Source organism: Streptococcus pseudopneumoniae IS7493 (assembly GCF_000221985.1).
Classification (GTDB): Bacteria; Bacillota; Bacilli; order Lactobacillales; family Streptococcaceae; genus Streptococcus; species Streptococcus pseudopneumoniae.
In genome coordinates, this window is record NC_015875.1 from 2,049,820 (window position 1) to 2,076,773 (window position 26,954).

The window sequence follows — 26,954 nt, forward strand, 5'->3', positions numbered from 1 at the left end:
CCTCCCATTTCAGTTTTTACTATTATAGCACATTTTAAAAGCAATGAACAGAAGAAAATTCTTGAATTTTCAGAAAATTCTATATACATATGAAATATTTAAAACTAAAAACAACAAAGCGGATTAGGGCACTTTCTGATGACCAGAATATGCTTTTTAATCCGCTTTCTTTAAATAACGTACTGTAATTGTTACAAAAATTCTTTCAGAACAGTGTATTCAACATCTATCTTGCATTATAAATTTCTAGAACTTTCTCTTTTATATTCGATTCACTCAAACCATACTCATTAAGAAGATAATCCACTTTCCCTACTTGACCGAATCTTTCTTGAACACCCATCCGATGAATTTTTGTTATTCCATCATCAGAGAATAATTCACATAAAGCACTGCCAATTCCACCTATCTGATTGTGGTTTTCTACAGTAAATATAGTTTTTCCACTTAACATTGTTTTTATCTGTTCTGGTATCGGTTTGATTCTAAATAAATCTATCACACCTACTGAATAACCTAATTTAGACAGTTCATCTGCAACTCGAATACTTGGAGCAACCATTATACCAGAAGCAACGATTACAACATCTTCACCATGTCTTAACTCAATGTAGCCTTTAGAAAAATCTTCTCCACCTTGATATACAGCCTCTGGAGCTTTTCTAATTGTTCGAATATATTTCAGTCCTTTTAAGTCTAATGTCTGGTTCAATATTTCACGAAATTGGATATCATCAGTTGCTTCGAAAATGATCGATTTAGGAATTAAACGTAACAATCCAATTTCTTCAAATGGCATATGTGTCCCACCATTCATTTCCGCAGTTACTCCTGCATCTGATCCAATAACAGTGGCATCCAATTGTGCGTATCCAAGAGAAATAAATAATTGATCAAATACTCTTCGTGAAGCAAAAGGGCCAAATGTATGAAGATAAGGTCTAAACCCCTGAATAGACAAGCCTGCTGCAAGGCCGACCATTTCTGCTTCCATAATCCCAACATTCACATAACGGTCTCCAAAGTCCTTTTCAAGATTATGAGTAGCCATCGAACTTGACAAATCGGCTTCTAAGACTACTATATCAGAATAACTTTGATTAGCCTCTAAAAGGAAGTCTCTATATACATGCCGTAATTCTTTCGTACTTCTCATCATTCTGTTTCCTCCAATTCCTGACTTAATCTTTCTACAACTGAAGTTAACATTTGTTTCTCCTCTACAGTAGGGCGAAGATGATGATTGGATTTCATTTCTTCCAGCTCTTGAACCCCTTGACCTTTAATAGTATCTAATACAATGCACTTAGGGGATGAATTATTTGACTGTTTTAATTGGACAATCCCTTCATAAATTTCTCTAATATCTGAACCCTTGACCCTAATGGATTCAAATCCAAATGCTGAAAATTTTTCTACGAAATCACCTGGATTACAAATATCCTTTGTAAAACCATCTAATTGTTTTTTGTTATCGTCTACAAATACAATTAAGTTGGATAACTGTTGATGAGAAGCAAACTGTATAGCCTCCCAACATTGTCCCTCATTTAACTCACCATCTCCAACAATAGCATAGGTATAAAAGGGACTTTTTCTTATTCTCTGACCATATGCAAGTCCGGTTGCAACACTAATTCCCTGTCCTAAAGAGCCAGTTGTCATATCTATGCCCGGCGTTAGATTTCTATCAGGATGAGACGGTAATTTGGTTCCATTTGTATTTAAAGAATATAAGAATTCTTTGTCAAAGAAACCATTCAAATAGAGTGTACTGTATAGAGCTGGTCCTCCATGACCTTTTGATAATATGAAATAATCTCTATCTCGTGATGCAAATATTTCTGGAGTCATTGGCATTATTTCACCATAAAGCACTGCTAGAACTTCTACGATAGACAGACTTCCTCCGTAATGTCCGAATCCAAGATGATTCAATGTTCTAAGAGTATTTAATCGGATGTTAGTCGCAAATTTTCTTAACTCATCTTCTCTATTTTCACTTAAAATCATCCCTTATTCCTCCTTTACAGATGGCTTTTTAATAAAGGATACTCCAAACATAACTGCTAAAATAAGAACAAGACCAATGACAATGCCTGCTTGTGAGCCAAATTGATTTAACATTCCTAAAATAATTCCTGATAGACCAAAATCTGCATCTGAGAAAGTTGATCCTTGGAAACCAAGTCCTCCCAAAACTGGCATTAAAAAGACTGGAAGAAAACTAATTAAAATACCTTGTAAAAATGCTCCAATAGTAGCTCCACGAACACCACCAGATGCATTCCCAATAACACCTGCAGTCGCTCCACAGAAGAAATGAGGCACAACACCTGGTAAGATAACAACCGTTCCTGAAGCAATCATAATTGCCATACTTACTAAACCACCAATAAAACTAGAGATAAATCCAATTAGAACTGCATTGGGTGCATAAGTATAAACAATCGGACAATCCAAAGCAGGTTTTGAATTAGGTACAAGACGCTCTGAAATACCTTTAAAGGCTGGAACAATTTCACCCAAAATAAGGCGAACACCTGCTAAAATAACAAATACCCCTGCTGCAAATTGACCTGCTAATTGTAAAGCATAAACTAGACCACTTGTACCACTACTGATTTCTTTTTCTATATATTCTGACCCTGCAAAGATAGCTACAATAATGTAAATAACTGCCATGGACAAAGTAATACTAACAGTACTATCACGTAAAAAAGCTAAACTCTTTGGAAATTTAATGTCCTCTGTTGATTTTGATTTGTCACCGATAAGGCTACCAGTAAAACCACTCAACCAATATCCCAAAGAACTGAAATGACCTAAAGCCACCTTGTCATTTCCAGTTAATTGAACCATATATTTTTGCACAAATGCTGGGGAAATACTCATAATAATACCGAGTGCTAATCCTCCTAGTAAGATAAGAGGCAAGCTAGTAAAGCCAGCAACTGATAAAATGACCGCAATCATACACGCCATATATAGAGTGTGGTGCCCTGTTAAAAAGATATATTTGAATCGAGTAAAACGAGCAATTAAGATATTGAATACCATACCTGCAAACATAATCATTGCAGTAGCTGAGCCATATGTTGTTAAAGCTACAGCTACAATTGCTTCATTATTCGGCACAACGCCAGATAAATGAAAAGCATGCTCAAACATGGTACCAAATGGATTCAAAGAATTTTGTACAATTCCTGCACCACCAGATACAACTAAGAAACCAACAAAGGTCTTAATTCCACCTTTAATAATATCAGGTAATTTCTTCTTCTGAAGAACTAATCCTAAGATTGCAATTAAAGCTACTAAAATAGCTGGTGTACTAACAATATCCAATATGAACTTCATCATGACGCTAGCCTCCTATATAAGTCCTTTTTCTTCACAAAGTTTAGTAATTAATTCTCGTAGTTCATCCATATCAATAATACTATTTAAGATACGAACATCTCCAAGATGACTAGCTGAATCAGCTAGATCACGACCAACAATCCAAATATCCGCTGCATTTGGATCTGCTCCACCTAAATCATAGTGTTCAACTTCTACATCCGAAACATTCAAATCACTCAATACAGATTCAATATTCATCTGTACCATAAAACTTGAACCTAATCCTGAACCACAAGCTGTACCAATTTTTAACATTATCTAATCCTCCTGTTTAATTATCATTTTAATGTCATCATAGTTTTTTGATGAAATTAAAGCTTGAACATGATTTTTATCTCTTAAAATTGTTGTTAAATGTGACAAAGCCTTTAAATGACTCTCATTATCAATGGCTGCAATACAAATCAACAATCTTACCTCTTGTTCTGGATTATCCAATAAATAAATCGGTTCTTCCAAAACTAACATTGACATTCCTATTTCATTCACACCTTCATCTGGCCGAGCGTGAGGAATTGCTACTCCCTTCCCTAAATTAATAAAAGGCCCAAACTCTTCTACTTTTTGAATCATTGCCTCAGGGTAGTTCTCCGTTATCTTATCTTGATCCAAAAGCGGTTTAGCTGCTAAACGAATCGCCTCCTTCCATCCTAATTTTTGCGAACTAACCTGATAGGTTTCTTTGGTAATAAGTTGTTCTAGCACTGGTACAATTTCCTTTCTATCATTTTTTTGATAAAGATAATTCTTTAACGCCAATCTTAATTCCAATTCTTGTGTAATAATTCCATATCTTTTGACAATATTCAGGATTTGTTCAATCTCAAAATCTCCATACTCTAAATTCGGAAAATCTTTTAACACTAGTTCTACTAGTTGTATTGCTTGCTCTTCAGTCATCATAACCGAAACTAGATAATTTGGCTTTTCTGTCTCCACCTTTATGGTAGAAAAAACCATATCATAGTCACTACTAACTTTCACCTGTAAATCATCAATCTTTGAGGTTCCTATAAACTCAATTTGAGGAAATAATGCTAATAGATTCTCTTTTAACATCAATGAAGAACTAACACCATTAGGACAAATGATTGCTGCTTTATACCATTTTTGAGGCAAAGTATCTGCTTTCTTTAAATAACCTCCGAAATGGATAACAAAATATGCTGTTTCACTATCAGGTATGGGATTGTCAATAGCGTCCATCAAGGGCATCAAAGAATCTTTGACTAATTCAAATAAATCAGGATAATGTTCTTTAACATGCAATACATATTCATTTGAACTAGGTAGGCCGAACTTTAATCTATAGTAAGCCGGTATAAGGTGGCGGCGAAGATTTTCTCTCAATCCTTCCCTTTGTTTAAAATGTAACAAAGAAATATCTTCCATTCTACTTATAATAGCCTCTGTTAATTGATTAAAGTAAACCGGAGCAACATCTACTTCACCTTCAAAGCAACTTGATAATAAAACGGTGATATAGCGATAATCATCCTCAGAAAACACCGTATCTATAATTCCCAAATCAACCACTGTATCCAATAAAATAGTGGTTATATCTTGAATAACAGGAGATACTAATGTCTCTGAAAGACATACTCTTTCAACATCCCTTTGATACCTACACAGAATGAATACTAAACCGAAAAGGTAAACTTTTAATTGATTAACAATAGGTACTAGCTGTAGCTTCTCATAATAATCTTTAACTACCTGATTTATCAAATCATAAGTTAATGAATACCCCCAACTGGATAAAACATAATCCAAACCCCAAATCCCTATGGAGGATTCCAGCAACTCACTAACCATTTGAAAAGCTAAGCGGTGCTTATTCCACTCTGAACCGTGTAAAGTATAACCTTTTGCTCTACTGTACCCTAGCTCCAAATCATTATCTAACATAATCTTTCTTAATGATTGAATATCAGATAAGGTTGTATTCTTACTTACTTTCAAAAAGTCTTGGTAATGATTATTCGATATAAAATCTAATCGGCAAAAAGTGTAAAGATAGATTAAAGCTAAGCGAGTCGACTTTGGTAAAACCAATTCATCCGACTTAATAATATCTGTCAAAGACTGCTTCGTACGATTTGATAAACTATAGCGACCTTGCTTTTTATCCAGCACTATCCCTTTATTAGCTAAATAAGGCACTAAATAATCTATTCCTTCTTTGACTTCCTTTATAGGTAAGCTCACCTTAACAGATAACTCATATAATGATAGCTCACAATGATCCATCAAAGTCATCAAAATAACTAGTGCTCTATAATCAAACATTTCTCTTCCTTTCTAACTACAATTATAGTATAAAAGTTATAAGAATAAAAGAGTATTTGAGCACAATATAATCTCACCTTTTAAAAGAAATTATTGGGCTGAAAGTTTTTAGTGATTATTTTTCAACTTTCTATTGACGTTATAAATTAAAGCGATATCATTTAGATAACAATTAATAGGAATGGTTGAAATGGCACTAGAACGGCTCAATGAAGGGGAATTGGTAGAGCTTGACAAAGAGCGAAAAGCTGCCATGGTTTCAAATCTCCTTGTCGTTCTTTGTGGCAATCATGATGCACAACCAATTGTCAACACAGGAAGTCTTTACTAAAGATGGCTGAAGCTAAAAAAAAGCAGATCCCCCTTCGACTCTCAACAAAGTTATACGCTGCACTCGCATCATGGGCAGAAGATAACTTCCGATCAGTCAATGGGCAAATCGAGTATCTCCTCACAGAATGTGTCAAGCAACGGAAAAAAGACGGAAAATACGTATCAGAAACCATTGACGAACCATTTGAGATTGATATTTAACACCTTCTCCTGTCTGCTAGGTCTGACAGGAGAATTTTTTCATCTTTTTTTGTCAAGTAACTTTACTTTACAAAAAAAATGTGTTATTCTAGTATGGTTGATGAAAATCAGTAGATTGAATCGAATATAAATACCTAAAGGAGAAATCAAAATGGCAGTACCTGCACGTCGCACTTCAAAAGCGAAGAAAAACAAACGTCGTACACACTACAAAGTAACAGCTCCATCTGTAAACTTTGACGAAACTACTGGAGATTACTCACGTTCTCACCGTGTATCACTTAAAGGATACTACAAAGGACGTAAAATCGCTAAAGCTGCATCAGCTGAATAATAGAAGGGAGATACCATGCGCGTAAATATTACACTTGAACACAAAGAATCTGGTGAACGCTTGTACCTTACTTCTAAAAACAAACGTAACACTCCAGACCGTCTTCAATTGAAGAAATACTCACCAAAACTTCGCAAACACGTTGTGTTTACCGAAGTTAAGTAAGCATTCAATACGAATCAATACAGAAGAAAAACGCTTAATCAGCGTTTTTTCTTTTTGTCAACTATACTTATATTTCAATTCAAACTCTACTCGTCCTACAATCTTTTTTTGTAAAGCTGATTTGAATCAGGTAATTTTAGGACGTTACTACACTTTACTGCACTCTACTGCACTCTACTGCACTCTACTGCACTCTACTGCACTCTACTTAACCAATGTATAGTATTGATTTCTATCTTGCTTGCTAGTGCCATGCCATTCAAGTATTCCTTTATTTGCAAGATTCCTTAATAACTTACTAGCAAAATTTCTACTTCGATTAGTTATTTCAGAAGCTAGAGATGTTGTCATTTTTTCACCTGTATTATACATGATGTGTAAAATAGTTTTTTCATCATCGTTTAGATCACTAAATTGGTCATATTTTTGTGCAATTTTATCACTAACTCTTAAATTCCTACTGACAATATTATTTTCTAAAGTTAACATAACCTTATTCCCCGATTCAGAATATTTTGGTTCATGTAGAAAGAATGATTCCATTTCTGTATAGATACGTTTCACCCCTTCATTCATTTCCCTAACCCACCCAAATTCTGTCAAAATTCTAGCTATACGAGGATTTCTAGAAAAGCGTTCATGTTTTATATTCTCAACTGTAACAATATTTGGTAATTTGCCTGGACTATGAATTTCCAAACGATTATCAAACATCATAACTCTAATATAATCACCTGATACTGAGTAATTCCTATGCGTCACTGCATTGACAACTCCCTCAAACCAAGCAAATTCAGGATATTCAGGTAGAATTTGGAATTGGCCATTATCATCTAAATATTGAAACTCCCGAAGCTGTGTACGAATAAAATCCCTTACTTTATTAATTAGAATTGGAAGGGCATCTTCAAATGTCACATCTTTAACGACATTGAATGTACTTCCCGTACCCATATCAACGCCATCAAATCGTAAAAAACGTATCCTTGCTTGAGGGAAGAAACTAGATGGATACTTCCCAAATAATAGAATAGAGGCTTTAGTCAACTGACCATCAACTAATAAGCGCCTAGCTTTCAGTATTTCTTCTGTACTTCTATCTTTGCTCACAAATTTGGTCTTATACTCATTCACAAGTTCTTCATCAATATCATCTAAAGTTGCTCCTGCTACAATTTCATCCTCAAAATGACGTTGCCCCTTATCGTAACTCAACTGTATACGTTGTTCAAAACCTAATTTAACAGATTCATCACCTTGTCGTAAATAAACATCATCGTTGGGAGCAGTAATCACTCTATCAGTAGATACTTCTACAGAAATAATTAAAATAAAATCTTCTTCCTCTTTATAATTTTTAACTTCTAATTTAGTAAATTTTAAACTTAGAGGATTATCTCTTAATGCTCCCTTAAGTTTTTCAAACTCTTCAATTGGATACGCATTCCCATCCTTAAAACCTGTAATAATATTATTTCTTTTTTCATCCTCAATACCAATGACTAATTGGCCACCTTCTGCATTCGCGAAGGCAATCAAATGTCTTAAGAGTTCCAATGGTTTTTTACGAGCACTTTTCCTATCCAAATACTGACTTTCTGGCGCAAACTGCCAGTATGATAAACCTTGTTCCATTTACTTACTCCTAAAAATAATTAACTTTATTATATCACAACAACTAGACCATTTTCTGGGTTAAATCAAACTTCCGAGTCTAACGACTGTCAATTCCACTAAAAATTATTTGGCAAAATATTTTCTAAAAATCAACGAAATCCAAAAACACCTCGTACAATTTATACGAGATGTTTTCATTCTTAGCCTACTCTCTAAATCTCATTCAACTTTTCGAGATAGGCGGTTAATTCTGCTTGGGCTTCTGGTGTTGTGCCTACTAGTTGGCTGCGCATGTGTGCGAGTCTGGCTTCTACCTCTCCAATCTCTTTATCAATCTCTGCGAGCTGGTCTGCGAGGTCGGCTAGAGGAACAACGGGTTCTTCCTCAAAGGTATCGACATAGCGTGGAATGTTGAGGTTATAGTCATTTTCGACAATTTCTTCAAAGCTGGCTAGATGAGCAAACTTCTCGACATTCTCGCGTTTTTGATAGGTCTCCAAAATCTTGGCAATATGGTCTTCGGTCATATTGTTTTGATTTTTCCCTTTTTCAAACTCTTTTGAGGCATCGATAAAGAAGACATCCTTATTGGTGCGATTCTTTTTAAGGATAATAATGGTTGTCGGAATAGAGGTATTGTAGAAGATATTTGCTGGCAAGCCGATAACTGTATCAATAGCGCCTTCTTCTAGCAGGTGCTGGCGAATCTTCTGCTCGGCTGCTCCTCGGAAAAGGACTCCGTGAGGAAGGACGATGGCCATAACTCCATTATGCTTGAGATGGTAAAAACCGTGAAGGAGGAAGGCAAAATCTGCTTTTGACTTAGGTGCCAAAACTCCATAACTTGAAAAGCGAGGATCTTGCAGGAAGCCACTATCTGCTGACCACTTCAGTGAATAGGGTGGGTTCATCAAAACCCCATCAAAGTCTGTCGGCTCGGTAGTCGGCCAATCTTCGTCTAGGGTGTCGTGATTGCTGAGGTGATAGTTCTCAATCGCAACTCCATGAAGCATCATATTCATACGAGCAAGGTTGAAGGTCGAAGTAATCAATTCTTGACCGTAGTAAGAAATCGTCGAAGCTTCCTTACTATAGCGCTTGGCATTAAGCAAGAGGGAACCAGAACCCATGGTCGGGTCGTAAACCGACATGCCCTTTTGATGCTCCCGCCCTGCAAAGACAATCTGAGTCATGAGGTGAGAGACTGCTTGAGGTGTATAGAACTCACCAGCTTTTTTCCCAGAATCACTGGCAAATTGGCCTATCAAGTACTCATAAGCATCACCCAAGATATCACCAGCATGACCAGACACATTGAGGTCGTTGAGCTGTTTCATAACCTCAGAGATGGTCTTGTTTTGCTTTTGTGGGGTATTACCTAGTTTTTTGGCATAGAGGTCGATATCTTCGAAGAGATTTTCAAATTTTTCATTGGCCTGCTCGATATCACGGAAACTTTGGGCTAGGGATTCTAGCTGGAAGGTTCCTTCATGGATAGACTGAACCAGCTTGGTAAAGGTTAGAGAAGGCTCAATCACATAGCCCAGATCGTCATTTAAGACCTCGATGAGGTCTTCACGGACATCTGCATCCACAAAGTTTTCCTCATAGAGAAGCTGCACTTGCTGGAAGGACTCAAAAGTCTCGTCCAAGTTATCACAGACGGCTTGGAGGAGGTTGTCGGATAGGTACTTGTAGAAAATCAAGCCCAAGAGGTAGGACTTGTATTCATTGGCTTCCATCTGGCCACGCAGGATATCCGCGGCATTCCAGAGGGATTGGTAGAGTTCTCTTGATAAATCTGTTTGTGACATAGGGTCTCCTATCAATTTATGTTGTTAGTAGTATTCCATGTTTTAAAATATTTTTCTTTTTTATATCTTCCTTAAATAGTGCGGACGGGAGGTAAAATTATCCAGTGGATGATTTTAGAAATCCAAGGAATTTCATCCCTAATTTTTGAGCACTTCGCCCTTTCATTGACATGCTCAGGCTAAAATAGTTCCCCGAACTATTTTACTCTCCAAAATCCCATCCTATACAATAACTTTGTTATTGTATAGGATACCACCATGGCGGAAAATATCCTCTAAAAGCTCACTTCGTTCGCACTCATTTTACGATAAACTCTTTTAAAAATGAATCACTGGGCTTTTGACGGTTTTAGTATCTTAGATAAACATTTTTCTGAGTAGGGTTTGTTTGCTTTCTTTGAGCTGGTTAACTTTTTCCTCTTGCTTGGCAATGGCCTTGTCTAAGTCTTGGAAGAAAGAACCGATAGCTTCTTGTTCAGGGAGAGAAGGTATATGAATAAACATATCCATAACTTTTGTTTTTGAAATATTAAATCTTGAAATTCCTTGAGCTAATAACATAAACTCTCTTCTTACACTAAAAGAGCGTAATACAAAAGCTAAGTAATACAGGTCAAATATACCTTTTTGGAGGCGATAGCCAAAACAAAAACTATTCAGGTATACATTATCTTCCGTCCCCATCCAAACCGAACTCAAACCAACATCTTCAGGTGTTTCTGATGAAGTTGTAAATAATACATCTCCATATTGAACCCTTCTCTGTTTATCATCTATCTCAATACTGTCTAATCCGTATAAATCTGTTAATGGATTATTGAACACGTTCACATAAGTTATAAATTTTCCTTCCCCATGTCCAAAGTCTTCTTTAGTTTTACCCGATAATCCTGTATAAGTTTCTCCAACTTCCCCCAACTTCACTTCCTTCCAGTCATCTTCAAATCCTGCGAAGCGAAGGGCTGGTTTGGTTTGTCCTTTGGCTGGGAAGAGGAGCTTGAGGTAGGTTTTTTTCTGCTCTTTGAGTACCTCTAACTTACGCTGTTGAAGGCTAATAAGCTGGTCAATATCTTGGAAGAAAGAACCAATAGCAGTTTGCTCGGAGAGGGAGGGGAGGGAAATATCTGTCTCTAAAATATTCTTATTGTATAATCTTTTTATTGTAGTTCCTTCAATTCCTGACCAAGATACAATCTTATAAAAAGCTTTAAGAAACTTGTTGTTAATTTTACCATGGTGATTCAACCAAACAATATTTGAATCTTGGTAGTAAGCTTCATCTCCATCGTACTCAACAACGCGGCCAATACTTCCTGAAGCAGATAACAGTAAATCTCCTCTTTGAGGATAAGCAAATTTTGTTTTATATTCTTCAAATTTTTCTCTAGTTATATAAGTATCAGCTTCCCCTCCAAAAGTACCAATTTTGAAAAAAGGAATTTCAAACTCCGCAGAAGTTTCCTCTTTGAAAATCCTCCTACACATTTCAACTGACCCAAGATTTCCCAACTTCTTCTCTTCCCAAACTTCAGTATACCCCGTAAAGCGATAACTTGGTTTTTTTGTCATATTACTCCTCCAACTATTTCATCTTTATTTGTATCTATAAATTGCAATTGATAAGCTTTACGAGCCCCCCATGCCTTAAGTGTTTTCTTAATAGTATATTCATTCTGCTTATCGAACTGGTCTACATAAATGCTCACATCCGGTGTCTGTTTAAAAATTTCTTTAAAGTACGGAGCATCCACTCCATCCTCATCCCGAATACCAAAACCAATGAAGTAGATTTCTTTGATAGAGCTTAAACTTTTGAAAAACTGTATATTATTAGTTAATATACTATCAACTGGTTTCTTTAACTTATTAACAACTTCTTCCATATATGCTCCTACATCTAGAGGATTGAAATCACTTACTTCATCATCAAAACCATGTCCAAAAATAAATTTTTCCCCACCAATAACTCCATGTAAATGAAAAACTTGCTCTTCAGGGATTCTATATAAATCCTCTAACGTTTTTGTATAATTGAAATTTAGAAATGTTGCATCAGAGTTTTTCAAAACTGTAGCTTTTAACAATTTATAACACGAATTTTCACCATTTCTAAGAATTCTATCAGTCCATTCAAAATATGTTTCTTCTATCCACAATTTAAATAATTTATTTAAAGAATATAATACATATTTAGCTAGAATTTCTCCTATTTCATTAGCATTACTAGCCATTATACTGCCATCCAAATCTCTAGCGTTATATATACAATCTGTATTAACAATAGACACTTCATTAAAATCTGCTAATTTCTCTTCAAAATCAGACCAAAATTTCTCAGTTTCCGTAATTTGACTCATTAGCTGATACAGTAACTTATACAAAATTACATCATCTGGATATAGATCTCCTCCATCTGGTGCCATTTCCATTTCAGGTATGGTATCATCATCAATTTCTTCTAGCAATATTTCTTTATCAATTCTATTTAGATATAATTTTATGGCATTTTCACTTTGCAACGACTCTAACAGTTCATCTTTCCCATAAGCCTGCTGATAAACGAACTTCTTGAAATATAGATAATTCGTCCTTAAATCATGTGCTATATCAAAACCATTTCCGATAATAAATAATTTTTCCACTATATCCCCTCCTTTCTATTACTCAATTTTCTTATTTCTACACTTTAGGTTTTCTTTTTTGATTTCTATTCTTCAATTTTACCTATTTTTGCACTTTAGAATGTCTATCTGTCATTTCTATTGTTCAATTTTGGCTATTTTTGCACTTTAGATAGGCAACTATGCTATTCTATTATTCAATTTTACCTATTTTGAAACAATAGATAGGCTGATTTTGTGATATAATGTTAAAAAACGTTGAAATGCGAGGATGACTACATATGAACTATAGAGAACTTAGAAAAATCTACTACAGTCATCGTGACCGATATGAGGAAGAGTATCAACTACGCTTACAGGGATACAGCTCCATTAGGACATCTCTTTATCCTCATTTAATGCAACGCGATACTGTCAAAACAAGCCAATACCCTCTATTTGTTACCCTGCATCTTGGGATTTCCCAACTAATGGAAACTATCTCACAGCAGTCTCAACGAATTAGTGAAATAGCTGATACCCTCCCTAAGATTGCCCACGATCAGTTTTATAAAGAACAGCTCTACCAATCGATTATTTCCACAAATGAGATTGAGGGTATCCATACAACTCGTAAAGAGTTGGTCGATGTGGAGAAACTCCTAGAGGAAGACCCCTATAAGACCGAACAAATCAAACATCTTTCCACCTTGCGAATGTACCAACAAATCTTGAAGGATGAATTTCTCCAAATCCAATCTCTTGAAGATATCAGAGGGATTTATGACCAATTAACACAGGGAGAAATATCGCCAGAGGATGAACTCGATGGAGAGTTTTTTAGACAGAAATCGGTCTTTATCCAAGACGACAAGACTGGCAAAGTCATCTATATCCCACCTCAAAAGGAGGAACAGATTCAGGTTATGCTGACAGAGTGGATTCGTTTTATCAACGACCATTCTATCCCAAACCTTATCAAGGCTTGTGCTGGACACTATTTTTTTGAAAATATTCATCCATTCTACGATGGGAACGGTCGGACAGGACGCTACATCCTCGCCAAGTACTTGTCTAGAAAGCTCGATAAATTCTCAGGTCTGGTTTTGTCCCAACAAATCAATCACCATAAGCAAGACTATTATAAGGCTTTTAGGAATACTGGCGATCATCTCAACCGTGCCGATGCTACTTTCTTCGTTGAAACTTTATTGACTTTTATCAAGGAAGGGCAGGAAAATATTATCCAAACCCTCCTTGAAAAACAAGAGCAACTGCATCGCTATAAAGTTAAGATAGAGCAAACAGAAGGGCTGGAGGAAGTTGAGAAATACATCTTGTTTCTCCTCGCTCAGTCCAAGCTCTTTGTCGATGATAAGAGAGATGGCATAGAAGATAGAAGCATCATCCAACTGGCCAATCAGTCCAACCATCATTACTCTAAGAAAAAGATCAAGGATGCTTTCTTGCATCTTGAAGAGAGGGGAATTTTGACCCTAATTGGTCGAAAACCTTCCCAACATTATCTTTCTGACTATTTTTAATACTCAATGAAAATCAAAGAGCAAACTAGGAAACTAGCTGCAGGCTGCTCAAAACACTGTTTTGAGGTTGCAGATAAGACTGACGAAGTCAGTCACATATATACGGCAAGACGACGTTGACGTGGTTTGAAGAGATTTTCGAAGAGTATAAACCTATCTCCCCCTTAGCGATAAGATATCCTCTGAAATCATGCGCATATAGTCCTCTTTGAGGGCTTTTTTGTATTTGAGTTTTGGTAGTGCCTTGTCTCCGTGGGCTTCCTTATAGGCCAGATAGTCCTGAGATTCCGTAATGGCTTTTTCACCATTTTGCTTGTCTCGTCCGATGCGGTAGTTGTCCACTACGAACTGGAGTTCATCCTCTCCTATCTGCCAATAATCTGCCGTTTCACTAATCTTTTTCTGGGTTGTTAGCTCAATCATCTCATCCAACTTATGGGTCACAGACTGCCCCTGATAGCTCTTAGCATCTGCTTGGACATTCTGCCAGAGTTTGGAGATGAGGCTGGATAACTTGGGATTGGATTTGTTCAAATCTTCGATATAGTTATCTACCAGACCCTTTTCCTTTTTACCGATAAGGTTTTCCCGATTTTCGATCAAGGCTTGGATGAGAGAGAGGATATAGTGATAGTTTATCTCGTCGGTGCGGATGGATTCGAGCTCATACTCGATATCCAGCAGCACACCTTCCTCTTCTTGGTCTTCTTTTCTGCGTCTGCGGAGTTCTTCGATGACATTTTGATATTGGCCGGCAAAGTTCTCGATGTCTTCTAGGCTAAGTCCAATCTCTCTGAGGATGACTTTCTCATCATAGTCAGAATAGACTTGTATAGAGGATAGGAGCTTGTCAAATTCTTGGAAGGCCTTGGCAAAGCGTTTTAATTCTGCATCTGTCGCTGTATCCAAATCCGGCACCTGCTCTGGACTTGGAGCGATGGCTAATAGTTGATGAACCTTCTCCAGAAACTTGGCCTTCTCCTCCTGCCATTCTGGGGCTAAAACACTGCTTTCGCCACCATTTGAGTAGAGGCTCAGAGCTTCATCCACCTTTTCTTTAAAACGGTCAGGCGTTTGGAAAGTAACGATTTGGCCGAATTTCTTGCCTTCATCAAAGAGGCGATTGGTTCGTGAAAAGGCCTGAATGATGTGCTGGGGTTTCATGGGCTGACGGTCCATGAATAGGGTCGATAGGCAAGGGGCATCAAAGCCTGTCAACAAGCGGTCCACAACGATAACCAAGTCCAACTGTTCCTCACGGAAGGCAAAGCGTTCTTTCTTACGGGCCAGACGGTCGTTGAGGTCACTATTGTAGGATGCAATGGTTGCTAGGCTAAAATGGGTACCAAACATGGCATTGTAGTCTTCTAAACTCTCCTCCATATAGGCTTGGTTGACATAGGAGTTTGCTTCATTTTCTGTCACAGAGTAAGTAATGGCAACCTTAGGGAAGTCTGGCAAAACCTTTTTAACATTTTCCGAAATGCTTAGAGACTTCTCTCCATTTTTGACTTGCTTAATCAGGTTATAATAGGCCTGCGCACGGACAATGCTTTTGACAGTCAAAATGGCTTCATAGGTTTTTCCTACCCCATTTTGGAAACCGAGTTTGCGTCTTGAGCGATTGAGAATAGCATCTAAAACGGCAAGCATATGTCCTTCGTCATCATAACGCTCCTCGTCAATCTCATCTTCTGCCCAACCAGGCATGGTCGTCTGATACTCCACATTAAAACCAAGAACCGCCTTGTCATGGATGGCTTCTTTGACGGTATATTGGTGGAGGCAGTCACCGTACTGCTCTTCGGTCGTCTGAGCAAGGTCTCCTTTTTGTTCACGTTTATTTTCTGTAAAGATAGGAGTTCCTGTAAACCCATACCAGAGAGAATTTGTAAAGAAGTGCTCTAGGTGGCGCTGGCGTTCAGGAGTCACTGCGCGATGGCATTCATCAACAACAAAGCCTAGTTTGAGTTGTTTGATACGATTGTAGACCTTTTGGTGACGGCCTTCATCAAACTGACGAATCATAGCATTGATTTTCTGGATGGTCGTCACAACGACACGGCGGTCATCAGAAGCTAGATTTTTAACCAATTCCTGTGTATCATCGGTCTCGTCGATATCAATCATATCGTTCTCTGCGTAAGACTGAAAAGAACTGGTCGTCTGCTGATCAAGGTCTGTCCTATCAATCACAAAGATTGTCTTCTCAATGGATGGTATCTGGAGCAGATTGCGCGAAACCTTATAGGAAGTCAGGGTTTTTCCTGAACCAGTCGTATGCCAAATATAGCCCGACTGGCGCTTGCGACTGGCTTCACGGATAGCCTCAATGGCATGTACCTGATAGGGGCGTAATAAAATCAAGGCCTTCTTGTCATCATCAATGACAGAATACTGCATGACCATCTCGTGGGCTCTCGGTATCGACAAGACAGACTCTGCAAAGTCAAATAGTTGAGGTTGAGGTCTATTTTCACTATCCACCCACTTGGTCAAGAAGCGCTCATTTAGCTTGTTGGCTTTGGCAGCTGCGATGTAGCGGGTGTCTGTGACATTAGAGACGACAAACATCTGAAGACTTGAAAAAATGCCTCTGAACTGTCCTTCTTGGTCGTATTTTTTAATCTGACGGAAGGCATCCATGTAAGGATGAGAACGGCTTTTTAGTTCAATCTGAATCATAGGCAGACCATTGATCAGCAAAGTCACATCCCCACGACGCTGGCGAATCCCTTCTCCGCCTGTGATGACTTGATTGACAACCTCATAGCTGGATTTGCCACCAGCGACATTGTTTCTCCACAAGACTTCCAAGCGAATGGTGCCTAAACTAGCATCTTCACGTTGAACCTGCACCTTGGCAATGCCATTTTCCCCTGCTATCCACTTGGCTGCTTCGTAGAAGTTGACGAAATTGAGCTGGTTTTTAATTTGATTTTTCTCTAAATTTGTAAGGGGATGGTCTTGCAAAATGCGGACATTATTGGCTTCCAGCTTGGCAAAAAAGTTTCCCCATAGGAGGTCTTCTGTATTTAACTCAGGTCGATACACCCATTGACTTTCTCCCTTTGTCAACTGGTTGATCAAATCTCGCTCGATAGCCAATTCCTGTTTGGTTTTGGCTTTACCTGCTACAGGGATAGCAGTCTCATCTTTGGGAGAGAGTCTCTGGCTGATATGGAAATCCTGCAAGGCGGCTTGATTGAGATATTGCAATTTTTTGAGAAGATCTTGCTCCGTCCCTTTAATGGCTTGATAGGCTGCCGTCAAGTCTTTATCTGCATCTAGGTAGTGATGGGGATTCTTCTTTATTTGAATATAACCCTGCACTAAATCTTCTAAACGTCTCAGCTGAATAGCAAGCTGGTTCTGGAGTTCCTGAGAATTGCTTCCAGATGCTCCTTTCTGGTTGATAGCTTCTAGGTATTCTACGATGGCAGTATAACTAGGCTGTAACTCAGGTGCTGAAACGATGAGTTCTTGTTCTAATTCTTTTGATAAGGTGTAAGCCATGTTCATACCCCATTTCTACAACGCAAAAAGCCTACCAAAAAGATTGGCAGGTTTTGAAAATGGGTATGAAAACGCGAGTTTATATATATATATATATATATATATATATGTGTGTGTGCAAGCTAGTTATTTGCTTAAATCTGAAAACCATAGGGACTCTTCCTTTTCATTCATCCAAGGCGTTGCGACATCGAAAAAACAGCGCCTTTACTTCCTTCTATTGTATCATAAAAGACTAGTAGTGAAAAGGTTTCCCATGGTTTTATCTCTTATTTCAGAGTAAAGGTAGTTTCTTTCTTAAATTTTCAATCTATCTATAGACTAAAAGATCTTTTTAGTTTAGAATAGTAATATAAACTATTTTTGTATCATGATAACTTAGAATAATTCATAATTTTTTAATAAAAATAAAAAATATAAATAGGAGAATTTATAATGTGTAAAGTCTATAAATATAGCGAACTATACTCAACAGATTTTATGTCTTATTTTGACAATAAAAAAGAAGTAATATCAGACATTGAACTTCAATCAGATGAATATAGTATAGATATTGATAAAATTATTGCTGAATTAGGAATTGAGGTTATAGAAACATACTTCGATTCGCATTCTGGAAAATATGATGCTGACACTAAAAAAATGTATGTTAATATTTTGGAACCGCTACAGCGTCAACGATTTACTAAGTCTCATGAATTAGGCCATTTTGTGTTAAAACATGAAGGAATTTCTGAACGTGAACAAACACCAGTAGCGAATGCTAAAGAAAGAGCTGCTAACCAGTTTGCAGCAGAACTACTAATGCCGCAAAAGTTAATCATAAAAGCAATCGATAGAATGGCAATAGATTATTCTATGACCTGGGAGGAATTAGATACTTTAAATGATGAAATTATTATTACTTATCTTGCTGAAAAATTAAATGTGTCCAATCCGGCTATGAAATATAGACTTATTAATTTGGGTGTATTGTCCATTTAAGGAGAATTTTATGTTACTTAGGGATAAATTCTATGAAAATTTAGGGACCTATTATTCATCCCCTGAAGAAATAAAAAATCAACTGAATTCAAAAATCTTTAATGATTTTAAAATAGTAATAAATATAATTGGAATAAACCAACCTCAGGAAGATTTAACACCAATTTACAAAATTCAAAATCTAGAACTCTCATCAACAAATAAAAACTCTAAATTGCAAGATGAAATCGATGATATCAATAAATATTTATTAAGTGCAGGTACGGGATTAGGATATAAAGATGAAAAAAATTCATGGAGTTTATTTTACTTAATAAAAGAAATGATTACATCGTTTCAAAGACAAGGCTATAATTACTATAGGGGACAAAGAGAAGATTGGGAAACAGTACCAGGGATATTTAGAAATTTACAAAATAGTGAAGGAAATAAATACTGTAACACTTTTGAATCTCTTTATCTAAATATCTCTAGAGAATTTCCTGATGAAGTTAAATATGTCCCTTTAAATCAAGAAATGTTAGATATCCGAGCTGATGAATTAGCTATCTTACAACATTATGGTTTGCCAACAAGTCTACTAGATATTTCCGAAAATCCATTCATAGCCATGTTGTTTATGTTAGGTTTTGGGAAAATAAAAAATCCTCAGTTAGAGTTCTATAAAATTGACTCCAGCAATGATAGTGAGAATGGAATAATTTCTTTAGTTCATAAGAAAATTACAAATAAGAGAATACGGGCACAAAAAGGTGCTTTTATAAATTTTGATAAACTTATTAAATTTATAAATTTTAAAAAAAATGAAATAGAATTAGAAAATTATAAACCTATCGATAGAATTATTCTAAATATCAAATTTAATATAGAGGCCTCTATTAAGTCTTTAAAAAATCAGCAAAGCTCTAATCATACTAAGCCAGAAGATGATCTATCTTCTAAAAATTTAGACGGAGTAATTAAATTTTTAGAAGGAAAGTCTGTCAAATCAGGTTCTGATAAAAATAATCAAGAGGAAAGAATTTCTGGCGACTACTATGAATTAATTCAAAGAGAACTTTTACGAAAGTTAAAAGAGTACAATTATGAAACAAATGCCTTATTTCCAGATTTTTCAGACTATTTGATTTATAAATCTAAAGAATTCGAATTAAAAGATGATAAAAAATCTAATAGAGCGGTACTTAATGAATTAAAAAAAAATTCAAATAACCTGCCTTATCATAAAAGCAAAAAGAATAGAAAAGGTAAATATAGAATCACAAGAATCTGGAGAAAAAGTCTTTGAAATCAAAAAAACGCATAGTATCAAGAATTAAACAACCTTGATATTATGCGTTTTATTGTAGAAAGATTTACTTCATTTTCTCCTGAAATTGAGTTTTTCCCAGCATCCTTGTGTATTATTCTTGTACTTCTTTCTGAGCAGCCTTGCCTTGGTCGAGAAGGGCTTGGACGATTTTCTCATCGCGTAGTTTGACAGAATCGTTGATCATTTCTGCGGACTTGACGATGGTTGTTTCTAGTTGGGCACGTTTCTGGCGTCCCAATTCAATAGCTGCGACGATACCTTGGTTTTGAGCGACCAGACTTTCAGCCAATTTGGTAACAGACTCAACAGCGACTGTCGGGCTTTGGGCAATTCTTTCCATCTGCGGAATCACTTCCTTGCTGGTCTCAGCTAGCATCTGAAGGGCAGCATTATTGGCATTGACAATGGCATCTGCCACGACACCTGATTTCATGGATTGTTGCAAAATACCCAGTTGGGCAATGGAAAGTTTCATTGTCGGAATCGTATTACGACGAAGCATTCCCAATTTTTGGCGCATATCAGATGACACCTTCACAAGATTGCGCATCTGAGGTGTTGTTGCCCAGGCAACATAGAGACGGCTGACATACTCAGTGTGCTGTTGTTCAAGGGTATTGACCACTTCAGCCATGCGGGCCAATTCTTGTGACTTGGTTTGGTATTCTACCGTACTTGTATCGAGTTGGTCAGCTTGAGCTTTCAGTTCTGCAGCGCGCTTGCCAGCTTCTGTCTGGCTGGCTTCGATAAAGGAAATCACTCCCACTAGATTTTCAATGGATTTGGTATTGTCCTCAATCAACATCTCAGCAGAGACGATATTTCGAGCTAGCACATCTTCTTGCTTGACCACTGCGGCAGCCATGCCATCGAGCTTTTGCTCTACTGTTTTTGAGTCAAAGTAAAATTCCTGTAGGGTATTCTTGCTCTTGTTAAACAATCGTTGCAAAAAGTTTGGCTTTTCTTCTAACTCAGCAATTTCAGCGTTCTTGTATTTGACTACAAAGCCTTGCAACTCACGGTTGGTATTCTTGAGAAGATCATCCACTTGGGGAATCTGCAGTTTCTTTTGTTCTGACAAGATACGGTTGACCGTATTGTTCACACCTTCTACAGCAGATTGGCCAAAATCCAAAAGAGCATTTTGATTGGTGACAAACTGGTCTACCAACTGGGGCACGTGCGCCTTAATCCCTTCTTGTTGCTCAGGGCTCAGCTTCTCAAGGAAGGTCAAGGTCTTGTCTGAGCCAGTATTGGTCTCGATGATTTGGGTTGTCTTATCCACCTTAGCTACCGTATTATTGGCAATCTGGTCAATATCAAAATTAAATTCTGTCATGGTTACTCCTTTGTTTCTAACCTATTCTTTACGATCTTTTTCTAGGATACGCAAACTAATATCAAAATCACGCATATCTGTTTCATTGAGTTCTCTCAACACCTGGTCCAGCTCAAGGTCAAATTGTTCGATAGCTGATTTAGCTTGCTGTAAACGTTCTTCTGCTCGATTATAGTTTTTAGGATTGGCCTTAATCTTTAAATAGCCTTCTAAAATCGTTTTGAATTTCTCCATCTTCAAACTATGAATGGCCGTCAATTCTTCCTTATCCCCCTCGGCAGAGGTGGCAATCTTGTCTAAAATAGCCTGATGGTCAACGGCAATATTATCCAAGGTCTGAGACAATTCTGGAGCTAGTTCCTCTGGCTCCGCATTTTCAAGTTCTACCTGACTTTCTCTATCCAAACGTTCTAGCTGAACATCGATGTTTGCCCTTACTGTACGAACCTTTTTGTCAATACGGTTGTAGATATCAGCATCGATATAGGACTTGAGACAATCCGCCTCCTGATGGATTTCCCTCAGTTCGATCAATACTTGATTGGCCAGACTCTTATAGGAATCTGAACCTTTTTCTACTAAAGTTCCCTCCAATTGCTGAATATCCTTGTCCGCCTGACGAATCCTGGCTTTTAAAAGCTCAATCCGATCATCGAGCGAACGATCCTGCAAAAGAGGATAGCGCCAACGTTTATAGAGACGATAACCACCATAGCCTAGCAGGACACAAGCCGCAAGTGGGAGAGCATATTGAACCAAAAGGCCCAGTAAGAACAAGAAGCCCCAAAAATAGAGACAGCCTTTCCAAAAACCATTACCTGATTTCATAAACATTCCTTATTTTCAATTTATAAATCTATTTTAGCACAAAAGAGCAAAATGAGGGCGGAAATCCCCTAGAAAAGAGTTGATTTCTTTGCTGTAGAATGGAGGCTAGTAGAGCGTGGGCTAATTTCAGTAAAGCGGACTCAAACCACAGGCTTCAGTGTTATAAGATTGCGAAATGACCTCTGAGGACATATCAAAACAAAAGCTTGAAATATCGGAGGGGTTGTGTTAGAATGAACTTACAATGTGAGTAAAGTTACAGCATATGTAACTAAAAAGCCCCACCGTGCCACCGATGGTTTTTTTTGCTACCCTCTTAAAGGGTTAACCATTACTTCTTACGTTTCTTAAGCCATAACTTGAAAAGCTCAGATAACACGTTAATAAGTAACAGAGCTAGAAACACTGTGAGTAAAGTTTCTAGCATATGTAACACCTCCCTTCCTTAAATTGAGGGGGCCAAAATATAGTAGATTGAAACTAGAATAGTACATCTGGATTTCTAAAATATTACTAGAAATTGATTTGATTGTCCTGATTGATTTGTCCTATTTTTATTTTATTTCACTATATTATATCATCAAGATCACGTAATTCCCAAACAAAAACGCCTTTATGTGTATGTACTGATGTACTGACCCCAAAAAGTTAGACAATTAATTTAAGCAAAGGATTTAGTTCTGTATTGCACAGGGCTAAGTCCTTTTAGTTTTACCTTAATTCGTTTATTGTTGCAGTAATCAATATAGTCTACAATAGCTTGTTCCAATTGATTAAGCGATTGAAACGACTTCTCATAACCGTAAAACATTTCCGATTTCAGAATCCCAAAGAAGGACTCCATCATACCATTGTCTGGGCTGTTACCCTTACGTGACATAGATGGTTAGATTCCCTTATTCTTTAAAAAATGACGATAGAAATCGTGTTGGTATTGCCATCCTTGGTCACTATGGAGAATTGTATTTTCGTAATGGTTCTCTGTAAAGGCTTGTTCTAGCATAGCTTTCATTTGTACTAAGTTCGGCAAATAGGAGATAATTTCACTGTTAAAGCCATCTAAAACTGGTGATCGGGAAGACAGGATTCGAACCTGCGACACCTTGGTCCCAAACCAAGTACTCTACCAAGCTGAGCTACTTCCCGAGTTAAATAGAAAAATGCACCCTAGAGGAGTCGAACCTCTAACCGCCTGATTCGTAGTCAGGTACTCTATCCAGTTGAGCTAAGGGTGCTCATTAGTTTATGCCGAAGACCGGAATCGAACCGGTACGATCGTTACCAATCGCAGGATTTTAAGTCCTGTGCGTCTGCCAGTTCCGCCACCCCGGCCTCTCTAAGCGAACGACGGGATTCGAACCCGCGACCCCCACCTTGGCAAGGTGGTGTTCTACCACTGAACTACGTTCGCACTATTTTCTTCTATCTAAAAATGCCGGCTACATGACTTGAACACGCGACCCTCTGATTACAAATCAGATGCTCTACCAACTGAGCTAAGCCGGCTCATCTATTATATCTCAATGCGGGTTAAGGGACTTGAACCCCCACGCCGTTAAGCGCCAGATCCTAAATCTGGTGCGTCTGCCAATTCCGCCAAACCCGCAGATATGACCCGTACTGGGCTCGAACCAGTGACCCATTGATTAAAAGTCAATTGCTCTACCAACTGAGCTAACGAGTCTAAAATAACTTGCGTTACCTTAAACGGTCCCGACGGGAATCGAACCCGCGATCTTCGCCGTGACAGGGCGACGTGATAACCGCTACACTACGGGACCTTTAATCGAGTAGGAGATAATCTCTAGCCCCTCTCACACCACCGTACGTGCCGTTCGGCATACGGCGGTTCAACTAACTTTTAACGCATGTCGTTCAAGGTAATAATCCAAACACGAAACCAGTCCACGTTTTTCAAGGACTGGTTTTGATATAGCACGTTTAAGTACCGACTTCTGAGCTACTAATTGATAATGGTCACCCCAGCCAGATACCTTATCTGCTATCCATTTAGGAACTCCTAACTTAAGCAATCCCCATAGTCGTCTCGATTTTTTCTTCCATTGCTTCCAGATAATCACTCGTAGGCGAGTACGCAAGCGCTCATCTATGCTGGTGACAATACTTTTCATATTTCCCAATGAGAAATAGTTTATCCATCCTCGAATGGACAAATTCAGTTGTTCAATACGTCTTGTTAGGTCTATACTCCATTTCCTCTGTGTTAGTTTCTTCAATTTAAACTTAAATCTCCGAACACTATCTTGATGTGGACGACTTTTCCAACCAGATGATGATTTCCAGAACCCAAAACCTAAGTATTTCAGCTCTCTTGGTCTGGTAATCTTAGTCTTGGTCATATTTACTTTCAAACCTAGCCGTTTCTCAATAAAACGACTAACTGAATACATCACACGCTTAGCGGCTGCCTCGCTTCCGACCGTCATCACACAATCATCTGCGTAGCGCACAAATCGAAGTCCCCTCTTTTCTAATTCCTTGTCCAATTCATTAAGCATGATATTGGATAAGAGAGGAGATACATTTCCTCCCTGTGGTGTGCCAACTAGCGTTTTATGACAAAAAATGGTGAGATTGAGGGCAATTATTTTGCTTTCATCAGGGATTGCATGTTTTGGTTTTCGATTTCTGTTTCCGTGTCTGAAGGCTTCTTTTCCTTTCTGTTGATAGGCTAGTAGCAGACGATTGATTTGTCTTTCAGAAAGATTCAGTTCGACACAGGCTCGATTCTTTGTTTTCTTTCCTTGGTCTATAGCTTTTATCACAAGATATTTTTTCGTTTTATTCATATTCAGTTGGATACTTTTCATACGACTATTTTATCAAATGGGACATTTTCACGTTCGATTTACTAAAGACATTCTCACATTCGAATTACAAAACCGAAAAAATAAAATGTTTTTCCTTGCAAAATTCGGGGGGGGGGTGGTATAATTATCACTAGACTGTATATTCTTCATAGGAGGTACAGTGGGGTAAATAGTCGTAAGTTGCTATTTATATATTAGACTTTCCTGCGAAACAAAATATGGTACAATAGTTCTATGAATTATGAAGCAAGTAAACAACTAACTGATGCACGATTCAAGCGTCTTGTTGGTGTTCAGCGCACGACTTTTAAAGAGATGTTAGCTGTATTAAAACAGCTTATCAACTTAAACACGCAAAAGGTGGAAGAAAACCTAAACTAAGCCTAGAAGACCTTCTTATGGTCACTCTTCAATATGTGCGAGAATATCGAACTTATGAACAAATTGCGGCTGATTTTGGTATCCACGAAAGCAACTTACTCCGTCGGAGCCAATGGGTTGAAGTAACTCTTGTTCAAAGTGGTTTTACGATTTCAAGAACTCCTCTCAGTTCTGAGGACACGGTAATGATTGATGCGACGGAAGTAAAAATCAATCGCCCTAAAAAACAATTAGCGAATGATTCTGGTAAAAAGAAATGCCACGCTATGAAGGCTCAAGCGATTGTCACAAGTCAAGGGAGAATTGTTTCTTTGGAGCTCGCTGTGAACTATTGTCATGATATGAAGTTGTTCAAAATGAGTCGCAGAAATATCGGACAAGCTGGTAAAATCTTGGCTGACAGTGCTTATCAAGGGCTCATGAAGATATATCCTCAAGCACAAACTCCACGTAAATCTAGCAAACTCAAGCCGCTAACAGCTGAAGATAAAGCCTGTAACCATGCGCTATCTAAGGAGAGAAGCAAGGTTGAGAACATCTTTGCCAAAGTAAAAACGTTTAAAATGTTTTCAACAACCTATCGAAATCATCGTAAACGCTTCGGCTTACGAATGAACTCGATTGCTGGCATTATCAACCGTGAACTAGGATTCTAGTTTTGCAGGAAGTCTAGTTTTACAATCTACAAGTTGATTCACTTTCTATTATGTATTATTATGATAGTGGTAAACAAAACAGAGAGGAGTTCTATATGACACCAGAAGAAGTCTATATGACAGAGTGATTGGAAAAGCAAATCACCTGCTTTCAGGGGAAAAGTTTCCAGCATCGCAGACGCTACAAGGTCTTGGAGATTGCTGAGATTGTTTCCGGTTTTTTGATTGCGATTTTTTGTGCCATTCCCATGCCGGGCGATTACTATCGCCTTGTCTCTGTTGTGCTTTCAAGCATGGGGTTGCTTTGTGAGGGATTGCTTGGTATTTATAATAGCAAGGAACACTGGATATCCTATCAGAAGGCAGCGCAACTTTTAGAACGAGAAAAGTTTCTCTACCAGTGTCTGACTGAGAAATAAATACGCAGGTGAAAGCAAGCCTTTTACATTCTTTGTCAAGATCTGTGAAGGGATAATCTCTGACGAAATAATCAAGTGGGAAGGCATCCAGTCTAAAGAAGCGGGTGTGCCTGCGGAAACTCCACTCCAATGCAAGAAAAATCGAGGGGGTAAAAGAAAACCTATAGTCAGGGAAAGAATAGCCTGACTGGAAAGCAGTATGAAAAAATGGAATTTACAGCGTAAAACAACTCAAGGTCCGGTTTGTTTTTTGTGCTTAAAAGACAGGAACTTCCTTGAAACTTGAGTTTGTCTCGGTGCATTTGAAAGAAAACTCAGTTTAGACGGAGACTGTTAAACAAGCTTATGGTCTAACCAGTACGGATGTGGTTGAGTAGCTAGTAGAT

At 37.7% G+C, this 26,954-nt stretch carries 20 protein-coding genes, 8 tRNA genes and 4 pseudogenes; 9 read left to right on the top strand and 23 right to left on the bottom strand.

Annotation, left to right across the window (positions count from 1 at the left end):
* Window positions 1–226: 226 nt before the first annotated feature.
* The 5 genes from SPPN_RS10690 to SPPN_RS10710 are packed head-to-tail and all read right to left on the bottom strand — an operon-like array spanning window position 227 to window position 5,694.
* Window positions 227–1,159, bottom strand: a complete 933-nt coding sequence (locus SPPN_RS10690; RefSeq protein ID WP_000986390.1) for a transketolase family protein — start codon at window positions 1,157–1,159, stop codon at window positions 227–229.
* Entirely contained in the window at window positions 1,156–2,013 is an 858-nt protein-coding gene (locus SPPN_RS10695) for a transketolase (RefSeq protein WP_000603572.1), read from the bottom strand. The genes SPPN_RS10690 and SPPN_RS10695 overlap by 4 nt, the downstream gene beginning before the upstream one ends.
* A gap of 3 nt (window positions 2,014–2,016) precedes the next feature.
* A complete protein-coding gene (locus SPPN_RS10700; RefSeq protein ID WP_000975294.1) occupies window positions 2,017–3,363 on the bottom strand; it encodes a PTS ascorbate transporter subunit IIC in 1,347 nt (448 codons plus the stop codon).
* A gap of 12 nt (window positions 3,364–3,375) precedes the next feature.
* A complete protein-coding gene (locus tag SPPN_RS10705) occupies window positions 3,376–3,660 on the bottom strand; it encodes a PTS sugar transporter subunit IIB (RefSeq protein ID WP_000912476.1) in 285 nt (94 codons plus the stop codon).
* A 3-nt stretch (window positions 3,661–3,663) separates the two neighbouring features.
* Window positions 3,664–5,694, bottom strand: coding sequence for a BglG family transcription antiterminator (locus tag SPPN_RS10710; protein ID WP_000460933.1), 2,031 nt, complete (start codon window positions 5,692–5,694; stop codon window positions 3,664–3,666).
* 190 nt (window positions 5,695–5,884) lie between these two features.
* On the opposite strand from SPPN_RS10710, the gene SPPN_RS13330 reads away from it, so the two are divergent.
* The 4 genes from SPPN_RS13330 (at window position 5,885) to rpmG (ending at window position 6,727) form a co-directional block, all read left to right on the top strand.
* Complete coding sequence (locus SPPN_RS13330; protein WP_001162849.1) at window positions 5,885–6,025, top strand: hypothetical protein; 141 nt, start codon at window positions 5,885–5,887, stop codon at window positions 6,023–6,025.
* A 2-nt stretch (window positions 6,026–6,027) separates the two neighbouring features.
* On the top strand, window positions 6,028–6,228 hold the full coding sequence (locus SPPN_RS10720) for a type II toxin-antitoxin system antitoxin (protein ID WP_000796545.1): 201 nt from the start codon (window positions 6,028–6,030) through the stop codon (window positions 6,226–6,228).
* A gap of 151 nt (window positions 6,229–6,379) precedes the next feature.
* Window positions 6,380–6,562: a 50S ribosomal protein L32 gene (gene rpmF / locus SPPN_RS10725; RefSeq protein WP_000290417.1), complete on the top strand. Its 183-nt coding sequence runs from the start codon at window positions 6,380–6,382 to the stop codon at window positions 6,560–6,562.
* 15 nt (window positions 6,563–6,577) lie between these two features.
* Window positions 6,578–6,727, top strand: coding sequence for a 50S ribosomal protein L33 (gene rpmG / locus SPPN_RS10730; protein WP_001265622.1), 150 nt, complete (start codon window positions 6,578–6,580; stop codon window positions 6,725–6,727).
* 204 nt (window positions 6,728–6,931) lie between these two features.
* Here rpmG and SPPN_RS10735 read toward each other — a convergent pair whose 3' ends face one another.
* From SPPN_RS10735 to SPPN_RS10750, 4 genes are all read right to left on the bottom strand, one after another.
* Window positions 6,932–8,362 carry an ATP-binding protein gene (locus SPPN_RS10735; protein WP_000434831.1) on the bottom strand — a complete coding sequence of 477 codons (1,431 nt, stop codon included), beginning with the start codon at window positions 8,360–8,362 and terminating at the stop codon, window positions 6,932–6,934.
* A gap of 194 nt (window positions 8,363–8,556) precedes the next feature.
* A complete protein-coding gene (locus SPPN_RS10740) occupies window positions 8,557–10,158 on the bottom strand; it encodes a type I restriction-modification system subunit M (RefSeq protein ID WP_000083785.1) in 1,602 nt (533 codons plus the stop codon).
* Between the two features lie 357 nt (window positions 10,159–10,515).
* Window positions 10,516–11,727, bottom strand: coding sequence for a restriction endonuclease subunit S (locus SPPN_RS10745; RefSeq protein WP_000162947.1), 1,212 nt, complete (start codon window positions 11,725–11,727; stop codon window positions 10,516–10,518).
* Window positions 11,724–12,800 carry an AbiH family protein gene (locus tag SPPN_RS10750; RefSeq protein WP_000413036.1) on the bottom strand — a complete coding sequence of 359 codons (1,077 nt, stop codon included), beginning with the start codon at window positions 12,798–12,800 and terminating at the stop codon, window positions 11,724–11,726. The genes SPPN_RS10745 and SPPN_RS10750 overlap by 4 nt, the downstream gene beginning before the upstream one ends.
* A 260-nt stretch (window positions 12,801–13,060) precedes the next feature.
* Between SPPN_RS10750 and SPPN_RS10755 the strand changes: the two genes are divergently transcribed.
* The gene (locus tag SPPN_RS10755; RefSeq protein ID WP_001109411.1) at window positions 13,061–14,302 is read left to right on the top strand and encodes a Fic family protein; all 1,242 of its coding nucleotides are present in this window, start codon (window positions 13,061–13,063) and stop codon (window positions 14,300–14,302) included.
* 153 nt (window positions 14,303–14,455) lie between these two features.
* On the opposite strand, the gene SPPN_RS10765 is transcribed toward SPPN_RS10755, so the two are convergent.
* A complete protein-coding gene (locus SPPN_RS10765) occupies window positions 14,456–17,824 on the bottom strand; it encodes a type I restriction endonuclease subunit R (RefSeq protein ID WP_237701458.1) in 3,369 nt (1,122 codons plus the stop codon).
* 429 nt (window positions 17,825–18,253) lie between these two features.
* Between SPPN_RS10765 and SPPN_RS10775 the strand changes: the two genes are divergently transcribed.
* Together SPPN_RS10775 and SPPN_RS10780 are read left to right on the top strand one after the other, a co-directional pair.
* Window positions 18,254–18,802 (top strand): ImmA/IrrE family metallo-endopeptidase, encoded by a 549-nt coding sequence (locus SPPN_RS10775; protein ID WP_000335401.1) that lies wholly within the window; start codon window positions 18,254–18,256, stop codon window positions 18,800–18,802.
* A 10-nt stretch (window positions 18,803–18,812) separates the two neighbouring features.
* Entirely contained in the window at window positions 18,813–20,090 is a 1,278-nt protein-coding gene (locus tag SPPN_RS10780) for an FRG domain-containing protein (RefSeq protein WP_000926700.1), read from the top strand.
* Between the two features lie 115 nt (window positions 20,091–20,205).
* Here SPPN_RS10780 and SPPN_RS10785 read toward each other — a convergent pair whose 3' ends face one another.
* From SPPN_RS10785 to SPPN_RS12505, 13 genes and pseudogenes are all read right to left on the bottom strand, one after another.
* Entirely contained in the window at window positions 20,206–21,453 is a 1,248-nt protein-coding gene (locus SPPN_RS10785) for a toxic anion resistance protein (protein ID WP_000134328.1), read from the bottom strand.
* Window positions 21,454–21,474: 21 nt separating this feature from the next.
* Window positions 21,475–22,281, bottom strand: a complete 807-nt coding sequence (locus tag SPPN_RS10790) for a hypothetical protein (protein ID WP_000834992.1) — start codon at window positions 22,279–22,281, stop codon at window positions 21,475–21,477.
* 661 nt (window positions 22,282–22,942) lie between these two features.
* Window positions 22,943–23,353, bottom strand: a pseudogene (locus SPPN_RS12500) (transposase); the annotation flags it as partial.
* Window positions 23,354–23,427: transfer RNA gene (locus tag SPPN_RS10805), tRNA-Pro, on the bottom strand.
* A 15-nt stretch (window positions 23,428–23,442) separates the two neighbouring features.
* A tRNA-Arg gene (locus SPPN_RS10810) sits at window positions 23,443–23,516 on the bottom strand.
* Between the two features lie 11 nt (window positions 23,517–23,527).
* Window positions 23,528–23,613, bottom strand: a tRNA-Leu gene (locus tag SPPN_RS10815).
* 7 nt (window positions 23,614–23,620) lie between these two features.
* Window positions 23,621–23,692: transfer RNA gene (locus SPPN_RS10820), tRNA-Gly, on the bottom strand.
* Between the two features lie 22 nt (window positions 23,693–23,714).
* A tRNA-Thr gene (locus SPPN_RS10825) sits at window positions 23,715–23,787 on the bottom strand.
* Between the two features lie 18 nt (window positions 23,788–23,805).
* A tRNA-Leu gene (locus SPPN_RS10830) sits at window positions 23,806–23,887 on the bottom strand.
* A gap of 5 nt (window positions 23,888–23,892) precedes the next feature.
* Window positions 23,893–23,965: transfer RNA gene (locus SPPN_RS10835), tRNA-Lys, on the bottom strand.
* 24 nt (window positions 23,966–23,989) lie between these two features.
* A tRNA-Asp gene (locus tag SPPN_RS10840) sits at window positions 23,990–24,062 on the bottom strand.
* Between the two features lie 69 nt (window positions 24,063–24,131).
* Window positions 24,132–24,860 (bottom strand): annotated as a pseudogene (locus SPPN_RS10845) (group II intron maturase-specific domain-containing protein); the annotation flags it as partial.
* 30 nt (window positions 24,861–24,890) lie between these two features.
* Window positions 24,891–25,091 (bottom strand): annotated as a pseudogene (locus tag SPPN_RS12505) (helix-turn-helix domain-containing protein); the annotation flags it as partial.
* Between the two features lie 255 nt (window positions 25,092–25,346).
* Here SPPN_RS12505 and SPPN_RS12510 point away from each other — a divergent pair.
* A protein-coding gene (locus SPPN_RS12510) for an IS5 family transposase (RefSeq protein ID WP_148255728.1) occupies window positions 25,347–26,149 on the top strand; the annotation gives its coding sequence in 2 pieces (ribosomal slippage) (window positions 25,347–25,440 and window positions 25,440–26,149; 804 coding nt in all).
* 128 nt (window positions 26,150–26,277) lie between these two features.
* Window positions 26,278–26,755: pseudogene (locus tag SPPN_RS10860) on the top strand (DUF4231 domain-containing protein).
* Window positions 26,756–26,954 lie beyond the last annotated feature (199 nt).

Coding starts and splice junctions, on each gene's coding strand:
- SPPN_RS10690 (WP_000986390.1), bottom strand. CDS start 1,159: ATGATGAGAAGTACGAAAGAATTACGGCATGTATATAGAGACTTCCTT.
- SPPN_RS10695 (WP_000603572.1), bottom strand. CDS start 2,013: ATGATTTTAAGTGAAAATAGAGAAGATGAGTTAAGAAAATTTGCGACT.
- SPPN_RS10700 (WP_000975294.1), bottom strand. CDS start 3,363: ATGATGAAGTTCATATTGGATATTGTTAGTACACCAGCTATTTTAGTA.
- SPPN_RS10705 (WP_000912476.1), bottom strand. CDS start 3,660: ATGTTAAAAATTGGTACAGCTTGTGGTTCAGGATTAGGTTCAAGTTTT.
- SPPN_RS10710 (WP_000460933.1), bottom strand. CDS start 5,694: ATGTTTGATTATAGAGCACTAGTTATTTTGATGACTTTGATGGATCAT.
- SPPN_RS13330 (WP_001162849.1), top strand. CDS start 5,885: ATGGCACTAGAACGGCTCAATGAAGGGGAATTGGTAGAGCTTGACAAA.
- SPPN_RS10720 (WP_000796545.1), top strand. CDS start 6,028: ATGGCTGAAGCTAAAAAAAAGCAGATCCCCCTTCGACTCTCAACAAAG.
- rpmF (WP_000290417.1), top strand. CDS start 6,380: ATGGCAGTACCTGCACGTCGCACTTCAAAAGCGAAGAAAAACAAACGT.
- rpmG (WP_001265622.1), top strand. CDS start 6,578: ATGCGCGTAAATATTACACTTGAACACAAAGAATCTGGTGAACGCTTG.
- SPPN_RS10735 (WP_000434831.1), bottom strand. CDS start 8,362: ATGGAACAAGGTTTATCATACTGGCAGTTTGCGCCAGAAAGTCAGTAT.
- SPPN_RS10740 (WP_000083785.1), bottom strand. CDS start 10,158: ATGTCACAAACAGATTTATCAAGAGAACTCTACCAATCCCTCTGGAAT.
- SPPN_RS10745 (WP_000162947.1), bottom strand. CDS start 11,727: ATGACAAAAAAACCAAGTTATCGCTTTACGGGGTATACTGAAGTTTGG.
- SPPN_RS10755 (WP_001109411.1), top strand. CDS start 13,061: ATGAACTATAGAGAACTTAGAAAAATCTACTACAGTCATCGTGACCGA.
- SPPN_RS10765 (WP_237701458.1), bottom strand. CDS start 17,824: ATGAACATGGCTTACACCTTATCAAAAGAATTAGAACAAGAACTCATC.
- SPPN_RS10775 (WP_000335401.1), top strand. CDS start 18,254: ATGTGTAAAGTCTATAAATATAGCGAACTATACTCAACAGATTTTATG.
- SPPN_RS10780 (WP_000926700.1), top strand. CDS start 18,813: ATGTTACTTAGGGATAAATTCTATGAAAATTTAGGGACCTATTATTCA.
- SPPN_RS10785 (WP_000134328.1), bottom strand. CDS start 21,453: ATGACAGAATTTAATTTTGATATTGACCAGATTGCCAATAATACGGTA.
- SPPN_RS10790 (WP_000834992.1), bottom strand. CDS start 22,281: ATGAAATCAGGTAATGGTTTTTGGAAAGGCTGTCTCTATTTTTGGGGC.